The organism is Aeromicrobium sp. CnD17-E (genome assembly GCF_024124745.1).
Classification (GTDB): Bacteria; Actinomycetota; Actinomycetes; order Propionibacteriales; family Nocardioidaceae; genus Aeromicrobium.
In genome coordinates, this window is the sequence record NZ_JAMXRU010000073.1 from 1 (window position 1) to 15646 (window position 15646).

Consider the following 15646-nt stretch of genomic DNA (forward strand, 5'->3'; position numbering starts at 1 on the left):
GCCCGGTCGGCACCGTCTGCGGGTCGAGGCGGTGCCCCTCGAGCCGCAGGGCGCCACCGACGACCACGCCGTGCCGGTGCGGGTCCGGCTCGTCGACGCCCCGCTCGTGCCGGCGCCCGCGTCGTGGCGGCTCGTGCCGCGCGAGGTCCCCGGGGGATGGGGCAGCCACAAGTGGGTCGACCGCGGCCCGCTCGACCCTCCGGACGGGGCCGACGAGCTGCTGCTGGTCGACGTCGACGGCTCGGTGCTGGAGGGTGGCCGCACCTCGGTGTTCTGCGTGCTCGACGACGGCGTGCACACCCCGCCGCTCGACGGCCGGGTGCTGCCCGGCACCCAGCGCGCCCGGGTGGTCGACGCCCTCCTGCGCGCCGGGGTGCCGCTGCGCCAGCGTCGGCTCATGCGCTCCGACCTCGCGGCGGCGTCGGAGGTCTTCGTCACGAACGCGCTGCGCGGCGTCGTGCCGGTGCACGAGGTCGAGGGTGTCGGCACCTGGACCGCCCCTGGCCCTCTCGCCACCCTCCTCGCCTCCTCGCTCGCCTCCCCCCACCCCCCTGACCGTGACGTTTCCGGGCCCGAAAGAGGGTTCTCGCCCCGCAAACGTCACGGTCAGCGGGGGAGGGGGCGGGCGGCGCGGGTGCTGTTCGTCGACAACTACGACTCGTTCGTGTTCAACCTCGTGCAGTACGTGCGCGAGCTCGGCGCCGACGCCGACGTCGTCCGCAACGACGAGGTCGACGTCGAGCAGCTCCTCGCCGCACGGGCCGCGGACGACCTGACCCACGTGGTGCTGTCGCCGGGGCCCGGCGCACCGGCCGACGCGGGCATCAGCGTCGACGTCGTCCGCCGGCTCGGCCCCACCACGCCGCTGCTCGGCGTGTGCCTCGGGCACCAGGCGATCGCCGAGGCCTACGGGGCGCGCGTGGTGCGCGCGCCGCAGGTGGTGCACGGCAAGCCGTCGCTCGTCCACCACGACGGGCTCGGCCTGCACGCCGGGCTGCCCACGCCCCTCGTCGTCGCCCGGTACCACTCGCTGGTGGCCGAGGAGGCCAGCCTGCCGGCAGATCTCGTCGTCACGAGCCGCACCGCGTCGGGCGTGGTGATGGGGCTGCGGCACGCCACCGATCCCGTCGAGGGCGTGCAGTGGCACCCCGAGTCGATCCTGACGAGCCACGGCCACGACCTGCTCGCCACGTTCCTCGCAGGCACGGTCCGCCCGGAGGACCGTCCGGGGAGGTAGGTGGCACGCGTTTCCCAGCCGGGGGTAGGGAGCGCGCGGGAAGCGCGGCCGTATCCGCGCGCCGTCTACCGCCACCCGGGGAAGCGCGCGCCACCTACCTCCCACGGCCCGGGGCCGACCCGTCGGGGAAGCCGAGCGGCCGGCCGCACCCGCCCGTGGCAGCATCGGGACCATGGACCTGACCCTCACCGACGAGCAGGCCGGATTCCGTGCCCTGGCCCGCGACTTCCTCGACCGGGAGGTCGTGCCGCACCGTGCCGCGTGGGACCGCGCGGAGTCCGTCGACCTCGCGATCATCCCAAAGCTGGGCGAGATCGGGTTCTTCGGGCTGACCATCCCCGAGGAGTACGGCGGGGTCGGCGGCGACTACCTCACCTACGTCCTCGCGGCGGAGGAGCTGGGCCGCGCCGACTCAGCGATCCGCGGCATCGTCTCGGTCTCCTCCGGGCTGTTCGGCACGTCGGTCCTGCGGCACGGCACCGAGGAGCAGAAGCAGCGCTGGCTGCCCGACATCGCGACAGGCCGGATCCTCGGCTGCTTCGGCCTCACCGAGCCCGGCCACGGCTCCGACGCCGGCAACCTGCGCACCCGCGCCCGCCGCGACGGCGACGACTGGGTGATCGACGGCTCCAAGGTCTTCATCACCAACGGCACCTGGGCCGACGTCGCGCTCGTCTTCGCCCGCACCAGCGACGACGGCCCGCGCGGCGTCTCGGCGTTCCTCGTGCCGACCGACACGCCCGGCTTCGAGGCCACGGAGATCAAGGGCAAGCTCGGCCTGCGCGGCCAGGCCACCGCGGCGCTGTCGTTCGACGGCGTCCGCGTGCCCGCCGACGCGCTGCTCGGCGAGGTGGGCCAGGGCTTCAAGATCGCGATGCAGACGCTCGACAAGGGCCGCGTCACGATCGCGGCGAGCTGCGTCGGCATCGTCCAGGGCTGCCTCGAGGAGACCGTCGCGTACACCGGCCAGCGGGAGCAGTTCGGCCAGCCGATCGCGTCGTACCAGCTCGTGCAGGAGATGATCGCCGACATGAGCGTCGACGCCGACGCGGCGCGGCTGCTCACCTGGCGGGCCGCCGACCTCATGCAGCGCGGCGAGCCGTACGGCACGGCGGCGTCGAAGGCGAAGCTGTTCGCGTCGGAGGCGGCGGTGCGGGCGGCGAACCTCGCCGTGCAGGCGTTCGGCGGGTACGGCTTCATCGACGAGTACCCGGTGCAGAAGTACCTGCGCGACGCCCGCGTGATGACGCTCTACGAGGGCACCAGCCAGGTGCAGAAGCTGCTGGTCGGGCGGGCCGAGACGGGGATCAACGCGTTCGTCTGACGCGGTCGCGACCGCGCGCCGGACGCCGTCGTCGCGCCGTCGGGCCTAGACTTGCTCCTTGTGTACGACGGAGTGATCCAGGACCTCATCGACGAGCTCGGGCAGCTGCCCGGGGTCGGTCCGAAGAGCGCCCAGCGGATCGCCTTCCACCTGCTCGACGCCGACCCCGCCGACGTGCGTCGTCTGGCGCAGGTCCTCGTGGAGGTCAAGGACAAGGTGCACTTCTGCGCCGTGTGCGGCAACGTCACGGTCGACGTCGAGTGCCGCATCTGCTCCGACCCGCGCCGCGACGCCACCGTGCTGTGCGTCGTGGAGGAGAGCAAGGACGTCGTCGCGATCGAGCGGACCCGTGAGTTCCGTGGCCGCTACCACGTGCTCGGCGGGGCGATCAGCCCGATCGCTGGCGTGGGGCCCGACCAGCTGCGCATCCGCGAGCTGCTCGGACGGCTGCAGGACGGCACCGTCACCGAGGTGATCATCGCCACCGACCCGAACCTCGAGGGCGAGGCGACCGCCACCTACCTCATCCGGATGCTCAGCACCCTGGGCCTGCGGGTCAGCAAGCTGGCGAGCGGGCTGCCCGTCGGTGGCGACCTCGAGTACGCCGACGAGCTGACGCTCGGCCGCGCGTTCGAGGGCCGCACCGCCATCGCCGGCTGACGCGGGGTCAGCCCCGACCGGCCAGCAGCTCCTCCTGGTCGGCCGCCACGGCGCGCACGACCCGCACCCACAACACGCTGGCCACGACCCAGGCGACGGTCGAGACGGCGGCGAAGGCCGGGAGGTCGCCGACCCCGGTCGAGTCGACATCCGTCGGCACGAGGAGGGACTCCACCCCGGTCGCGACGTTCGCGACGATGAACGCGCCCCACCACCAGCCGACGCGGGACCCGGAGGACGGGTGGTGCGACCGGACGCGCAGGACGTCGCGCACCACCTGGAAGGGGAACCAGAGGCTCACCACCGGCACGAGCCACCCGCCCCAGACCCAGCCGCGGCTGCGCGCGTGCGGAGACGTCGGCGAGAGCACGTCGACGTTCACGCGCGCCCGCCAGAGCCACAGGCAGGTGACGACGAAGGCGCCGAGCAGCACGAGGTAGCCGACGAGGTCGACGACCTCGTACGGCGTGAAGAACTCCTCGGGCGACCGGCCGGCCGCGGCGCCCGACGTCCACTGGTCCTCGGCGTCGCGTGCCAGCCAGTACCGGGGGAGCATGAGGGCGGCGTAGAGCGCGGCGAGGCCCATCGTCAGGGTCGTGAGGACGCCCAGCGGCTCGGGAGTGCCGAGCGACGCGCTCGCGGCCGCAGGCACCGGGGAGGCCGGCGCGCCGGACGACGGCTCGGGCGCGCGGCCCCAGCCCTCGGGGACGTCGTCCTCGGACGGGAAACGAGGGTAGGGCGTCGGGTCGGACATCGGTCTCCTGGCGGTCGTCGCGGAGCCCCTGACGCTAGTGCACCAGCGAGGTCCGGGGTACCAGAACCTGACGAACCACTGACGGACGACTGACGTGTTGCTGAGAACCGCTCCCGGTCCTTTCTGCCGTCGTCGCGGTGCCCTAGCGTGTCGGTCGTGAACGTGCTGACGGTGGCGCGACGGGTGCCCTTCACGGCCTCCGTCGTCGTGCTGATCCTGGTGCTCGGCGTCGCCACGGGGACCCTGTGGTCGCCGCTGGAGGACAAGAGCTGGTACCCCGACGTCGCGTTCGGGCCCCCAGCGCTGCTCGACGGGCGCTGGTGGACGGTTGTCACCGGCTCGCTCTACGCGCTGAAGCCGCTGCAGTACGTCGCCATCCTCACGTTCTTCGTCCTCCCCGTCAGCCTCTGCGAGTGGCGGCTCGGCACGCGACGCACGGCCGCCGTGGTCGTCGTCTTCCAGGCGATCGGCGTGATCGGCGGTGGCTACCTGATGGTGGCGCTGTCGTCCTGGACCGACTGGGGCTGGGCGCAGCGCACGGCGCAGGACCTCGACGTCGGCTTCAGCGCGGGCGCGCTCGCGGCAGCCATGGTCGTCTCGGCCGACCTGCGCCGACCCTGGCGGGGGCGGGTCCGGCTCGGCGTCCTGGGCTACGTGCTCACGTCGCTGACCTTCCTCGGCTACCTCTACGACGTCGAGCACCTCGTGGCCGTGCTGCTCGGCCTCTGGGTGGGCCCCTGGATCGTCGGCCGCCGTCCGTCGCGGACGGTGGCGGAGTGGCTGCGCCCCGGCTTCACGCGCCGCGACCTGCGGATGCTCACCGGCGGCTCGTTCCTCTGGGGCGCGATCATCGCCGTCATCGGCCAGGTCGCCGACCGCGACGGACCGTTCGGTCCCATCGGTGGCGATCCCGAGTCGTGGTGGTGGGTCCTCGCGGTGGTGGCAGTCGACCTGCTCATCGCGTGGGGCCTCGTGCGCGGTCGCCGCACGTGGTGGATGCTCGCCCTCGTCCTGACGTCCATCAGCTGGCTGCTCGGTGCCGCGACCGCCGCCGTCATCGTCTCCGGCGGCACCTCGAACTCCGGCCTCGTCTGGATCTCCCTGCTGTTCGACACCGCCCAGCTGGCGGCGCTCCTGCTCGGGCGCAGCGCGTTCCGCAACCCCGGCCGTCGCGGCCTGCGCCGGGTGGGCCCCGACCGGGTCGGCGCGCTGCCCACCGACGCCGACCGCGAGCGCGCCCGCGAGGTGCTCCGGCGGCACGGCTCGTCGAACCGCCTGGCGTGGATGACCACCTGGCCGGAGAACCGCTGGTGGTTCACCGACGACGCCGTGGTCGCCTACCAGCAGTCGATGGGGGTCACCATCGGCCTGTGCGACCCGGTGGGTCCCGACCCGCTGCACGTCGCCGAGCGGTTCATCGGTGCCGCGCGCGACGCCGGCACGCTCCCGTGCCTGTTCAGCTGCAGCAGCACCGTGGCGCGCTGGGCGCAGGACCAGGGCTGGATCGCCGTCCAGGTCGCCGAGGAGGCGATCGTCGACCTGCCCGAGCTCGAGTTCGTCGGCAAGAAGTGGCAGGACGTCCGCTCGGCGTTCAACCAGGCGGGCAAGCACGACGTCGAGACCCGGATGATGCGGCTGGCGGACGCGCCGCGCGGCATCCGCACCCAGCTGCGGGCCATCTCCGACGAGTGGGTGCGCGACAAGGGCCTGCCGGAGATGGGCTTCACGCTCGGCGGTCTGGAGGAGGCCGAGGACCCCGACGTGTGGATCAACGTCGCGGTCGACGCCGACATGACGGTGCACGGCGTCACGAGCTGGATGCCGATCCCCGGCCCCGACGGGCAGGTCCGCGGCTGGACGCTCGACCTCATGCGTCGTCTCCCCGGCGGCTTCCGCTACACGATGGAGCTGCTCATCGCGTCGGCCTGCCGGAAGTTCAAGGAGCAGGGCTACGAGGTCGTCTCGCTCTCGGGCGCGCCGCTCGCGCACGCCGGCGCAGGCGACAGCGTCGTCGACCGCTCCGTCATCGACGACGTGCTCACGCGTGCCGGCGACGTGCTCGAGCCGTACTACGGGTTCCAGTCGCTGCAGGCCTTCAAGGCGAAGTTCCAGCCGCGGTACGAGCCGCTGTTCCTCGTCGTCGCCGACGAGGCCGCGCTGCCGCGGGTGGGCATCGCGGTCGGGCGGGCCTACCTCGCGGACGCGACGCTCGGGCAGCTGCTGGCGCTCACGCGCGGGCACTGAGCGGTACGTGCCTGCAGGGGAACGCCGGTAGACTCACCGAGTGGAGCTGGAGCTGCGGCACCTTCGGGTCGTGTGTGCCATCGCTGACGCCGGGAGCGTCACGAAGGCCGCTGCCGAGCTGGGCGTCGCCCAGCCGGCGCTGACCGCCCAGCTGAGCCGGATCGAGCGGGCCCTCGGCGGCCCGTTGTTCGACCGGGACCACCGCGGTGTCCGGCCAACGTCGCTTGGCGAGCTGGTCATCGCGCGCGCCCGCATGCTGCTGCCCGCCATGACCGGCCTGCTCGACGACGCGACCCGGCTGGCCGAGCCCGCCCGCGGCGAGAGCATCCCCGACCACCTGTCCATCGGGTCGTCGTCGCCGGCCGTCCTGGCCCCGCTGATCCAGCGCCTCGAGCAGCGTCATCCCGACCTGCGGGTCTCGACGACCGCCTCGTGGTCGGCCGACGAGCTCGCGCGGGCCCTGGCGGACGGCCGGCTCGACTACGCCGTCATCGGCATCTGCGGCGGCGACACCGCCCCCGACGACCGCGCCATCACCTGGCGCACCTTCTCCGTCGACCCCGTCTTCGTGATGCTGCCCGAGGACCACGGCGCCGCCGACGCCGCCGAGGTGCCCCTCGGTGCCCTCGCCAGCGAGGCGTGGGCGGCCACCCCGGGCGACGGCTGCTTCCAGGAGTGCTTCGCCGCGGCCTGCGCCCGCGAGGGCTTCGCGCCGCGCAGCCTCTACGTGGCCGACGCGGCGAGCTGCATCGAGCTGGTCTCCTCGGGCACGGCCGTGGCGCTCTGCCAGCCCACGCGGGTGCTGCCCGGCCTCGTCACGAAGCCGGTCGCCGACGCCCCGCTGCGCTGGCGCCACCTCGTGGGCTGGCGCACCGACTCCGTGGGCGCCGACTTCGCCGACGAGCTGCTCCTGACGGTGCGCATGGCGCACAACGACCTCGTGTCGCGCAGCCCCGTCTACGCCGCCTGGCTGGAGCAGAACCCGGGCTTCGGCGAGCAGCACGACCCAGGCATCACGCCCGCGGTATGACTCTTCCGGTATGACCCTCCAGGCCTGATCCGCCAGTAGGTTTCTGCACAACCCCTCGGGGGGGCTGCGGAGGCAGGACCGCCTCCGGACGACAGCGTGGGGCGTGGCGGCGAGCCGTCCGTTCCGCAGGAACGGCGGCCCGGGTGATCCCCGGTCCGCCACGACACAGGAGATCAGACCGTGAACACTCCCAAGCGAACCCTCTTCGGCTCGCTGGCCGCTGCCGCCGTGCTCGCCACGGCCTTCGGCTCGCAGGCCATCGCCGCTCCGTCCCAGGACGACGGCGCCGCCAGCTCCAAGGTCGGCATGCTCGGCGCGATGCAGCGCGACCTCGGCCTGACCAAGACCGAGGCCACCGACCGTCTCGCCTCCGAGGCGAAGGCCGCCAAGGCCGACAAGACGCTCGAGAAGAGCCTCGGTGCCGACTACGCCGGCTCCTGGTACGACGCGAAGGCCGGCACGCTCGTCGTCGCCGTCACCGACGCCTCCCAGGCCGGCACCGTGAAGGCGCAGGGCGCCCAGGTGCGCACCGTCGAGCGCTCGGCCGCCGAGCTCGACGGCTACATGAAGGACCTCAACGCGAAGCAGGCCTCCGCGCCCAGCACGGTCGCCGGCTGGTACGTCGACCCGGCCGCCAACAAGGTCGTCATCCCCGCGGGCGACACCGCCGCCGCCGCGTCGTTCGCAAAGAAGGCCGGTGTCCCGACCTCGGCGATCGAGGTCGAGCGCTCGGCCGAGCAGCCGAAGCCGCTCTACCAGGGTGGCGACGCCTACTACATCAGCAACGCGCGCTGCTCGATCGGCTTCGCGGTCAACGGCGGCTTCGTGACGGCCGGCCACTGCGGCTCGCAGGGTGCCGCGACGCAGAACCCCAGCGGCACGTTCGCCGGCTCCAGCTTCCCCGGCAACGACTACGCGTGGGTGCGCTCCTCGGCCACCATCACGGGCACGGTGAACAACTACAGCGGCGGCAGCGTCGCCGTCCGTGGCTCGCAGGACGCGGCCGTCGGCTCGTCGATCTGCCGGTCCGGCTCGACCACCGGCTGGCACTGCGGCACCATCCAGGCCCGCAACTCCACGGTGAACTACTCGCAGGGCTCGGTGTACGGCCTCATCCGCACCAGCGTGTGCGCGGAGCCGGGCGACTCGGGCGGATCGGCCATCACCGGCAACCAGGCGCAGGGCGTCACCTCCGGTGGCTCCGGCAACTGCTCCTCGGGCGGCACGACCTACTTCCAGCCGGTCAACGAGATCCTCAGCGCCTACGGCCTGACGCTCAAGACCTCCTGATCGAGGACACCGCGCGCGGCGCGGGCCCGGTACCGGTCTCTCGGGACGGTGCCGGGTCCGTGCCGCGTCGGCGTGCGCGGCAGGATCTCGCGGTCCCAGGACAGGAACGACGGTGGAGGGCCGCGCGGGCCGACCTATAGGATGTCGACGTTGCCCGGTCAGCGTCGCCCTGGCACGGTCCCACCTAACCCCCGCACCGCAAGGACATCCGTCGTGGGCATTGTCGTCCAGAAGTACGGTGGCTCCTCCGTCGCCGACGCCACGAGCGTCAAGAGAGTCGCCCAGCGCATCGTCGCCACCAAGAAGGCCGGCCACGACGTCGTCGTGGTCGTCTCGGCCATGGGCGACACGACCGACGAGCTGATCGACCTCGCCAACGAGGTCTCCCCGCTGCCCCCCGCCCGCGAGCTCGACATGCTGCTGACCGCCGGCGAGCGCATCTCCATGGCGGTCCTCGCCATGGCCATCGGCAACCTCGGCCAGGAAGCCCGCTCGTTCACCGGCTCCCAGGCCGGGGTCATCACCGACGCCGAGCACGGCAAGGCCAAGATCATCGACGTCACGCCCGGCCGGATCGAGAAGGCGATCGCCGAGGGTGCGATCGCCATCGTCGCCGGCTTCCAGGGCGTCTCGCAGACGACGAAGGACATCACGACGCTCGGGCGCGGTGGCTCCGACACGACGGCCGTCGCGCTCGCCGCCGCGCTGCACGCCGACGTGTGCGAGATCTACTCCGACGTCGACGGCATCTTCACCGCCGACCCGCGGATCGTCCCCGACGCGCGCCAGATCCCGCAGATCTCCTACGAGGAGACGCTGGAGATGGCGGCGAACGGTGCCAAGATCCTGCACCTGCGCTGCGTCGAGTACGCGCGCCGCAACGACATGCCCATCCACGTCCGCTCGTCGTTCTCCGACAAGCCCGGCACGTGGGTCCTCAAGGCCGAGGACGTCACGAAGGACCCCACCATGGAACAAGCCATCATCTCCGGCGTCGCCCACGACCGCTCCGAGGCGAAGATCACCGTCGTCGGCGTCCCCGACCAGGTCGGGTACGCCGCCGCGATCCTCAAGGCGCTCGGCGACGCGCAGATCAACATCGACATGATCGTGCAGAACGTCTCGGCTGCCGCGACCGCGCTCACCGACATCTCGTTCACGCTGCCGCGCGCCGACGGCCAGACGGCCATGACCGCGCTGGCGCGGCTCAAGGACCAGGTCGGGTTCGAGCGGCTCCAGTACGACGACAGCGTCGGCAAGGTGTCGATCATCGGCGCCGGCATGCGCTCGGCCCCCGGCATCACGGCCCGGTTCTTCCAGGCCCTGGCCGACGCGAACGTCAACATCGCCATGATCTCCACCTCCGAGATCCGGATCTCCGTCGTCGTCGCCGAGAGCCAGGTCGAGAACGCGGTCCGCGCCGCCCACTCGGCCTTCGACCTCGGCACCGACGAGGTCGAGGCGGTCGTGTACGGGGGGACCGGACGATGAGTGACGCACGCCGGACGGCCAACATCGGCATCGTGGGTGCCACCGGCCAGGTGGGCGTCGCCATGCGCCAGATCCTCGAGGAGCGCAGCTTCCCGGCCGACCAGGTGCGCTTCTTCGCCTCGGCGCGCTCCGCGGGCACCGTCCTGCCGTTCGCGGGCCGCGAGATCACCGTCGAGGACGCAGCGACCGCCGACCCCACTGGGCTCGACATCGCGCTCTTCTCCGCCGGTGCCACCACCTCGCGCGCCCACGCGCAGCGCTTCGCCGACGCCGGCGTGACCGTCGTCGACAACAGCTCCGCGTTCCGCAAGGACCCCGCCATCCCGCTCGTCGTCAGCGAGGTGAACCCGCACGCCATCCCCGACGGCGACGGACCGGGCGGACGCGGCATCATCGCCAACCCCAACTGCACCACCATGGCCGCCATGCCGGTGCTCAAGCCGCTGCACGACGAGGCCGGGCTCGTCCGGCTCGTCGTCAGCAGCTACCAGGCCGTGTCGGGCTCCGGCGTCGCCGGTGTGCGCGAGCTGCACGGCCAGGCGCAGGCCGTCGTCGAGAAGGCCGACGCGCTCGCCTACGACGGCCGCGCCGTGGCCTTCCCGGACCCCGACGTCTACGTCGCGCCGATCGCGTTCAACGTGCTGCCCATGGCGGGCAGCGTCGTCGACGACGGCAGCAACGAGACCGACGAGGAGCAGAAGCTGCGCAACGAGTCGCGCAAGATCCTCGAGGTCCCCGACCTGCGCGTCGCCGGCACCTGCGTGCGCGTGCCCGTCTTCACCGGTCACTCGCTCAGCATCCACGCCGAGTTCGACCGCGACCTCACGCCCGAGCGCGCCACCGAGATCCTCGCCGGTGCGCCCGGCGTGCAGCTCGTCGACGTGCCCACGCCGCTCCAGGCCGCCGGCACCGACCCGAGCCTCGTCGGACGCGTCCGCGCCGACCAGTCGGCCCCCGAGGGCAAGGGTCTCGTGCTCTTCGTCAGCGGCGACAACCTGCGCAAGGGCGCCGCGCTCAACACGGTGCAGATCGCCGAGCTCCTCCTCGGCTGAGGTGGGCGCGAAGGCTGGCGTCACGGTCCGGCCGCGGCGCGACGACGACGCCGAGCGGCTCGTCGAGCTCCTGGCGCGGACCCATGCCCTCGACGCCTACCCCGTGCGTGGGTCGCTGGTCGGCTGGTCGTTCCTCACCGGCGACGTCGAGCGCGCCTGGGTGGCGGAGGTGGACGGTCGGGTCGAGGGCCACGTGTGCGTCCTCACCGGCCCCGACGGGCCGGTCCTGTCGCGGCTGTTCGTGAACCCGGACGCGCGCGGGACCGGCGTCGGGTCCGCCCTCCTCGACGCGGTCGACGCGTGGGCCGACGAGCGAGGCCTCGCGCTCAGGCTCGTCGTCCTCGACCAGGACGCCGCCGCCCGCCGGCTGTACGAGCAGCGTGGCTGGCAGCACGTCGGGAGCGAACCGGCGGCCTGGCTCGGTGGCGCCGGCCCGTGGCCGCTCGCCCACGACTACCGCCGGCCTGCCCGCTGACGCACGAGACCCCCGCACCCGAGGGTGCGGGGGTCTCGGGACCGGTCGGTCAGCGGAACGACTGCACGCTGAAGCGCGAGCGCTCCGGGGTCTCGCTCGGGGGCTCCTCGGTGTTGCTGAGGTCGGCCTTGTCGAACGCGCGGGCCGTGCCCTTCGTGGTCAGGAAGAAGACACCGTAGGTCTGGTTCTCCTCGCAGCCCTGGAAGGCGTAGACCGAGTACTCCGTCGCCGGGACGTAGCCGCGCTCGTAGAGGCTGTCGACGAAGGTGATCGTCTCCTGGTCGTTCTCCTTCACAGCGTCGGCGCGCAGCTGCTTCAGCGTGCCGCCGAAGAGACCCAGGGGCTCGCCGAGCTTCTTCGCGACGGTGCCGATGGTGTCGCCCGTGGCGGGCGCGTCGCCGAGGACGACCGACTCGAAGCCAGCCGGCGTGGCGCACTTCGTGGTGTAGACGGGCTTGACGGTCAACGTCTGGCGCAGGCTCTTCTGGCGCGTCGGGCCGAGCTTGCCCTTGCTGTCGCGCACGCGGTACTTGACCACGGTCGAGACGTTGTAGGTCACGCTGAGCGCGGTGCGCTTGAGCGTGGCCGACTTCTGGTTGCGGACGACGGCCTTGCCGTCGAGGCTGACGTTCAGGAGCGAGGAGGAGACGCGCACGTTCTTCGACACCGACACCGACGGCTTGATGGTGGCGGTGGTGCCGATCTCGCCCGGGGCGGGGTTGGCGATCTTCTTCACGGAGACGACGGTCGCGGCCTGGGCCGGAGCGACGAGGCTGAGGGTCGAGCCGACGCCGAGGGCGGCAGCCAGCAGGAGCGGGGTGAGCTTGCGCAAGGGGATGTCCGTTCACGAGTGCGGTCGGGAGTGACCGCAGGCGGCTACAGCCTAGGGGCGGTTCCGCAACCCGAGACACATTTCGGAAAAGATTGCCGGTTCTTCGGACGTCAGCGTCGCAGCGCGGCGCGGATCGCCTCGGCCAGCTCCGGGGCGGACGTGCCGAAGTGCCGGGCGCCGACCGTGAACCCCGGGGCGACGCCGGAGCCGACCTGCACCGTGTTCCGGGCGGAGGGCGTGCCCTGACCCACCGCCACCTGGGCGCGCGTCACCTGGCACGTGAGCTGCTCGCGGCCGCGGGTCAGCGTGACCTCGCCGCCGGCGATCCGCAGGTCCTGCCGGTTGCGGCCACGGACGACGACGAACCAGGCCCACACCGCCCCGGCCCACAGCACGAGGAAGAACAGGGGTGTCGGCCGGCGGCTCGTGCCGCCGTCGAGCACGGCGGGGCTCGACAGCGCCCCGGTCATCGTCGTGGCCGCGAGGGTGACCAGCACGGCCGCCGCGAGGGCGAGCCGCTGGATCAGCGGGCTGCCATGGACCGTCGTCGTGCCGCCGTCGCGGGTGACCGCCGGTGGTCGCGGCGCCGGTCGCAGGAGCGGGAGGGGCAGCAGGAAGAGCAGACCGCAGAGCAGGAGGGTGGCGCCGAGCAGCCGGACGCCGGGGTCGGGGTCGCTGAGCGCCATCGCCGTACCCACCGGCAGGAGGAACCCGGCGAGCAGCAGGCAGGAGACGAGACCGCGGGTCACGAGCTCACCGCTCCCGGGCGATCGCGGCCACGTCGTCCAGCGCCGCGGGGTCCTCGAGGGCGCCGCGGGTGGCGGCCTGGTCGGCGGGCACGCCCCGCAGGATCTTCTTCACCGGCACCTCGAGCTTCTTGCCCGACAGCGTGCGCGGCAGGGCGCGCACCACGTGCAGCTCGTCGGGCACGTGACGCGGCGAGAGCCGCTCGCGCAGCTCGCGCGCGACCGTACGTCGGAGCTCGTCGACGTCGGTGCCGTCGGGGTCGGCGAGCGTGACGAAGAGGAGCAGCGTGCCGGCGCCGTCGCCGCGATCGTCGTCGGCGGTGTCCTCGAGGTGCACCACGAGGCTGTCGGCCACCTCCGGAAGGCTCTCGACGACGGTGTAGAACTCGCTCGTTCCGAGGCGCACGCCGCCGCGGTTGAGGGTGGCGTCGCTGCGCCCGGTGATGGTGCACGTGCCGCGCTCGGTGATCGTGATCCAGTCGCCATGGCGCCACACGCCGGGGATGTCCTCGAAGTAGGCGGCGCGGTACCGCGAACCGTCGGTGTCGCCCCAGAAGCTGACGGGCATCGACGGGAGAGGAGCGGTGATCACCAGCTCGCCCAGGGAGCCGACGACCGGCCGCGCGTGCTCGTCGTAAGCCTCGACGGCGGCGCCGAGGCTGCGGCACGAGATCTCGCCGGCGTAGACCGGGACGGTGGGAGAGGCGCCGACGAACGCCGAGCAGACGTCGGTCCCGCCGGAGACGGACTGCAGGTGGACGTGCTCGCCGACGGCGTCGTACACCCACCGGAATCCCTCGGCCGGCAGCGGTGCGCCGGTCGAGCCGACCGCTCGAAGGGTCGACGTGTCGACAATGTCGCGGGGTCGCAGCCCCTGCTTGCGGCACTGCAGGAGGTAGGGCGCGGAGGTGCCGAAGTAGGTCACCCCGAGCTCGGCGGCGTCGCGCCAGAGACGGTCGAGGCCCGGGTGCGCGGGGTTGCCGTCCCAGAGCAGGACGGTGGAGCCCGTCAGCAGGCCGGACACCAGCAGGTTCCACATCATCCAGCCGGTCGTGGAGAACCAGAGGAAGACGTCGTCGGGGCCGAGGTCGTGCTGCAGGCCGAGCGCCTTGAGGTGCTCCACCGTGATGCCGCCGTGGCCGTGGACGATCGGCTTGGGCAGTCCGGTCGTGCCCGAGGAGTAGAGCACGTAGAGCGGCGCGTCGAAGGGCAGGCGCTCGAACGCGAGCTCGCCGGGCTCGGCGAGGAGCGCGTCCCAGGTGGTCGCGGCGGTTGGCGCGGGCGCGTCGGGGTCGAGGTAGGGCAGCCAGACGAGCGTGCGCACGCTGGGCAGCGCCTCGACGATCCGCTCGACCTCGGCCCGGCGCTCGACGGTCTTGGCGCCGTAGCGGTAGCCGTCGACGGCGAGCACGAGCACGGGCTCCGTCTGCTGCCAGCGGTCGACGACGCTCTGCACGCCGAACTCCGGTGCGCAGGAGCTGAAGACCGCGCCCAGGCTGGCCGCGGCGAGGAGCAGCACCAGCGTCTCGGGCACGTTGGGCGCGTAGGCGGCGACCCGGTCGCCCCGACCGACGCCGGCCCGGACGAGCCCGGCCCGCGCCCGCGCGACCTGGTCGCGCAGCTGGGCGGCGGTCAGCCGGACGTCGTCCCGCGACTGCGAGCGCCCGACGACGACCACGTCGTCGTCGGCGCGACCGGGCAGCCGCAGCGCTGCCTCGGCGTAGTTGAGCCGGACGTCGGGGAACCACACGGCCCCGGGCATCGAGGCGTCGGCGAGCGCCGGGGTCGGCGACCCGTCGCCCGGGACGTCGAAGAACCGCCAGACGGCCTGCCAGAACGCGTCGGGCTCCTCGACCGACCAGCGCCAGAGGGCGTCGTAGTCGTGCGGGTCGACCCCCACCGACGTGGCGAACGCCGCGATGCGCGGGGTGGCGGCGGGGTCGGGGCTCCAGAGCACCTCGGGGGTCTCGGGCATGGCGGCGCGGCCTCCTGGACGGCGGACGGGTCGGGTCAGCGGTGGGCGTCGTCGGGCGGCACGTCGGTGGCCGCCCAGACGAGCAGCCGCTGCACGAGCGGCACGGTGACGACCATGAGGCCCGGGACGATCAGCCACGCCCAGGGCCCGTCGACCGGCTCGAGGAACGCGAGCATGACCACGATCGCCACGAGCAGCACCGACAGCGCCAGCACGGGGCGTGCCTGCTGCACGCCGAACGCCCGCAGCAAGCGGGCGCCCAGCTCGCCGGCGACGCCGACGACGACCAGGACGGCGAGCAGGCCCCAGACTGCCCCGCCTGCCGACGTGCCGCGGACGGCGCTGAACAGCTCGAGGCACAGCCAGCCGCCGGCGGTCACCAGCAGACCGGCCACCAGCCCGGTGACGACGGACGCGCCGAGCGGCGGGACGGTGGGGACGCGGTAGTCGCGGACGGCCCAGACGGCGTCCTCGCCGCGGTCGCGGACGGCGAAGCCGAGCCGACGGGCGCGCTCGCCGGTGCTGTGGACGACGTC

General features: G+C 73.0%; 14 protein-coding genes. 9 read left to right on the forward strand and 5 right to left on the reverse strand.

What is annotated here, in order from left to right; translation table 11 throughout:
* The 3 genes from NH339_RS13065 to recR all read left to right on the forward strand — a co-directional run.
* The coding region (locus NH339_RS13065) for an aminotransferase class IV (RefSeq protein ID WP_253025994.1) at positions 1-1237 on the forward strand (1237 nt) is incomplete at its 5' end.
* A gap of 172 nt (positions 1238-1409) precedes the next feature.
* Positions 1410-2561 carry an acyl-CoA dehydrogenase family protein gene (locus NH339_RS13070; protein ID WP_253025996.1) on the forward strand — a complete coding sequence of 384 codons (1152 nt, stop codon included), beginning with the start codon at positions 1410-1412 and terminating at the stop codon, positions 2559-2561.
* A 60-nt stretch (positions 2562-2621) separates the two neighbouring features.
* A complete protein-coding gene (recR, locus tag NH339_RS13075; protein ID WP_067853732.1) occupies positions 2622-3221 on the forward strand; it encodes a recombination mediator RecR in 600 nt (199 codons plus the stop codon).
* Between the two features lie 7 nt (positions 3222-3228).
* Here recR and NH339_RS13080 read toward each other — a convergent pair whose 3' ends face one another.
* Positions 3229-3975: a DUF4328 domain-containing protein gene (locus tag NH339_RS13080; protein WP_253025998.1), complete on the reverse strand. Its 747-nt coding sequence runs from the start codon at positions 3973-3975 to the stop codon at positions 3229-3231.
* Positions 3976-4131: 156 nt separating this feature from the next.
* Between NH339_RS13080 and NH339_RS13085 the strand changes: the two genes are divergently transcribed.
* The 6 genes from NH339_RS13085 to NH339_RS13110 all read left to right on the forward strand — a co-directional run bounded on the left by NH339_RS13085 (position 4132) and on the right by NH339_RS13110 (position 11557).
* Positions 4132-6219, forward strand: coding sequence for a bifunctional lysylphosphatidylglycerol flippase/synthetase MprF (locus NH339_RS13085; protein ID WP_253026000.1), 2088 nt, complete (start codon positions 4132-4134; stop codon positions 6217-6219).
* 40 nt (positions 6220-6259) lie between these two features.
* Positions 6260-7249, forward strand: a complete 990-nt coding sequence (locus tag NH339_RS13090; protein WP_308207075.1) for a LysR family transcriptional regulator — start codon at positions 6260-6262, stop codon at positions 7247-7249.
* Positions 7250-7429: 180 nt separating this feature from the next.
* Entirely contained in the window at positions 7430-8539 is a 1110-nt protein-coding gene (locus tag NH339_RS13095; protein ID WP_253026004.1) for a S1 family peptidase, read from the forward strand.
* A gap of 213 nt (positions 8540-8752) precedes the next feature.
* On the forward strand, positions 8753-10030 hold the full coding sequence (locus tag NH339_RS13100; RefSeq protein ID WP_067853748.1) for an aspartate kinase: 1278 nt from the start codon (positions 8753-8755) through the stop codon (positions 10028-10030).
* Positions 10027-11082 carry an aspartate-semialdehyde dehydrogenase gene (locus NH339_RS13105; RefSeq protein ID WP_253026006.1) on the forward strand — a complete coding sequence of 352 codons (1056 nt, stop codon included), beginning with the start codon at positions 10027-10029 and terminating at the stop codon, positions 11080-11082. The genes NH339_RS13100 and NH339_RS13105 overlap by 4 nt, the downstream gene beginning before the upstream one ends.
* Position 11083: 1 nt before the next feature.
* Positions 11084-11557 carry a GNAT family N-acetyltransferase gene (locus NH339_RS13110; RefSeq protein ID WP_253026008.1) on the forward strand — a complete coding sequence of 158 codons (474 nt, stop codon included), beginning with the start codon at positions 11084-11086 and terminating at the stop codon, positions 11555-11557.
* 49 nt (positions 11558-11606) lie between these two features.
* Here the strand turns inward: NH339_RS13110 and NH339_RS13115 are convergent, their stop codons facing one another.
* The 4 genes from NH339_RS13115 to NH339_RS13130 form a co-directional block, all read right to left on the reverse strand.
* Positions 11607-12389 carry a hypothetical protein gene (locus NH339_RS13115; protein ID WP_253026010.1) on the reverse strand — a complete coding sequence of 261 codons (783 nt, stop codon included), beginning with the start codon at positions 12387-12389 and terminating at the stop codon, positions 11607-11609.
* Positions 12390-12499: 110 nt separating this feature from the next.
* Positions 12500-13138, reverse strand: coding sequence for a hypothetical protein (locus tag NH339_RS13120; protein ID WP_253026012.1), 639 nt, complete (start codon positions 13136-13138; stop codon positions 12500-12502).
* 4 nt (positions 13139-13142) lie between these two features.
* Positions 13143-15110 carry an acetoacetate--CoA ligase gene (locus NH339_RS13125; RefSeq protein ID WP_253026014.1) on the reverse strand — a complete coding sequence of 656 codons (1968 nt, stop codon included), beginning with the start codon at positions 15108-15110 and terminating at the stop codon, positions 13143-13145.
* 35 nt (positions 15111-15145) lie between these two features.
* Positions 15146-15646 (reverse strand): hypothetical protein (locus NH339_RS13130; RefSeq protein ID WP_253026016.1); only part of this gene is annotated, 501 nt, incomplete at its 5' end.

What these genes read in the sequence shown, in the direction of transcription:
- NH339_RS13070 (WP_253025996.1), top strand. Translation starts at nt 1,410, where the DNA reads ATGGACCTGACCCTCACCGACGAGCAGGCCGGATTCCGTGCCCTGGCC.
- NH339_RS13125 (WP_253026014.1), bottom strand. Translation starts at nt 15,110, where the DNA reads ATGCCCGAGACCCCCGAGGTGCTCTGGAGCCCCGACCCCGCCGCCACC.
- NH339_RS13080 (WP_253025998.1), bottom strand. Translation starts at nt 3,975, where the DNA reads ATGTCCGACCCGACGCCCTACCCTCGTTTCCCGTCCGAGGACGACGTC.
- NH339_RS13105 (WP_253026006.1), top strand. Translation starts at nt 10,027, where the DNA reads ATGAGTGACGCACGCCGGACGGCCAACATCGGCATCGTGGGTGCCACC.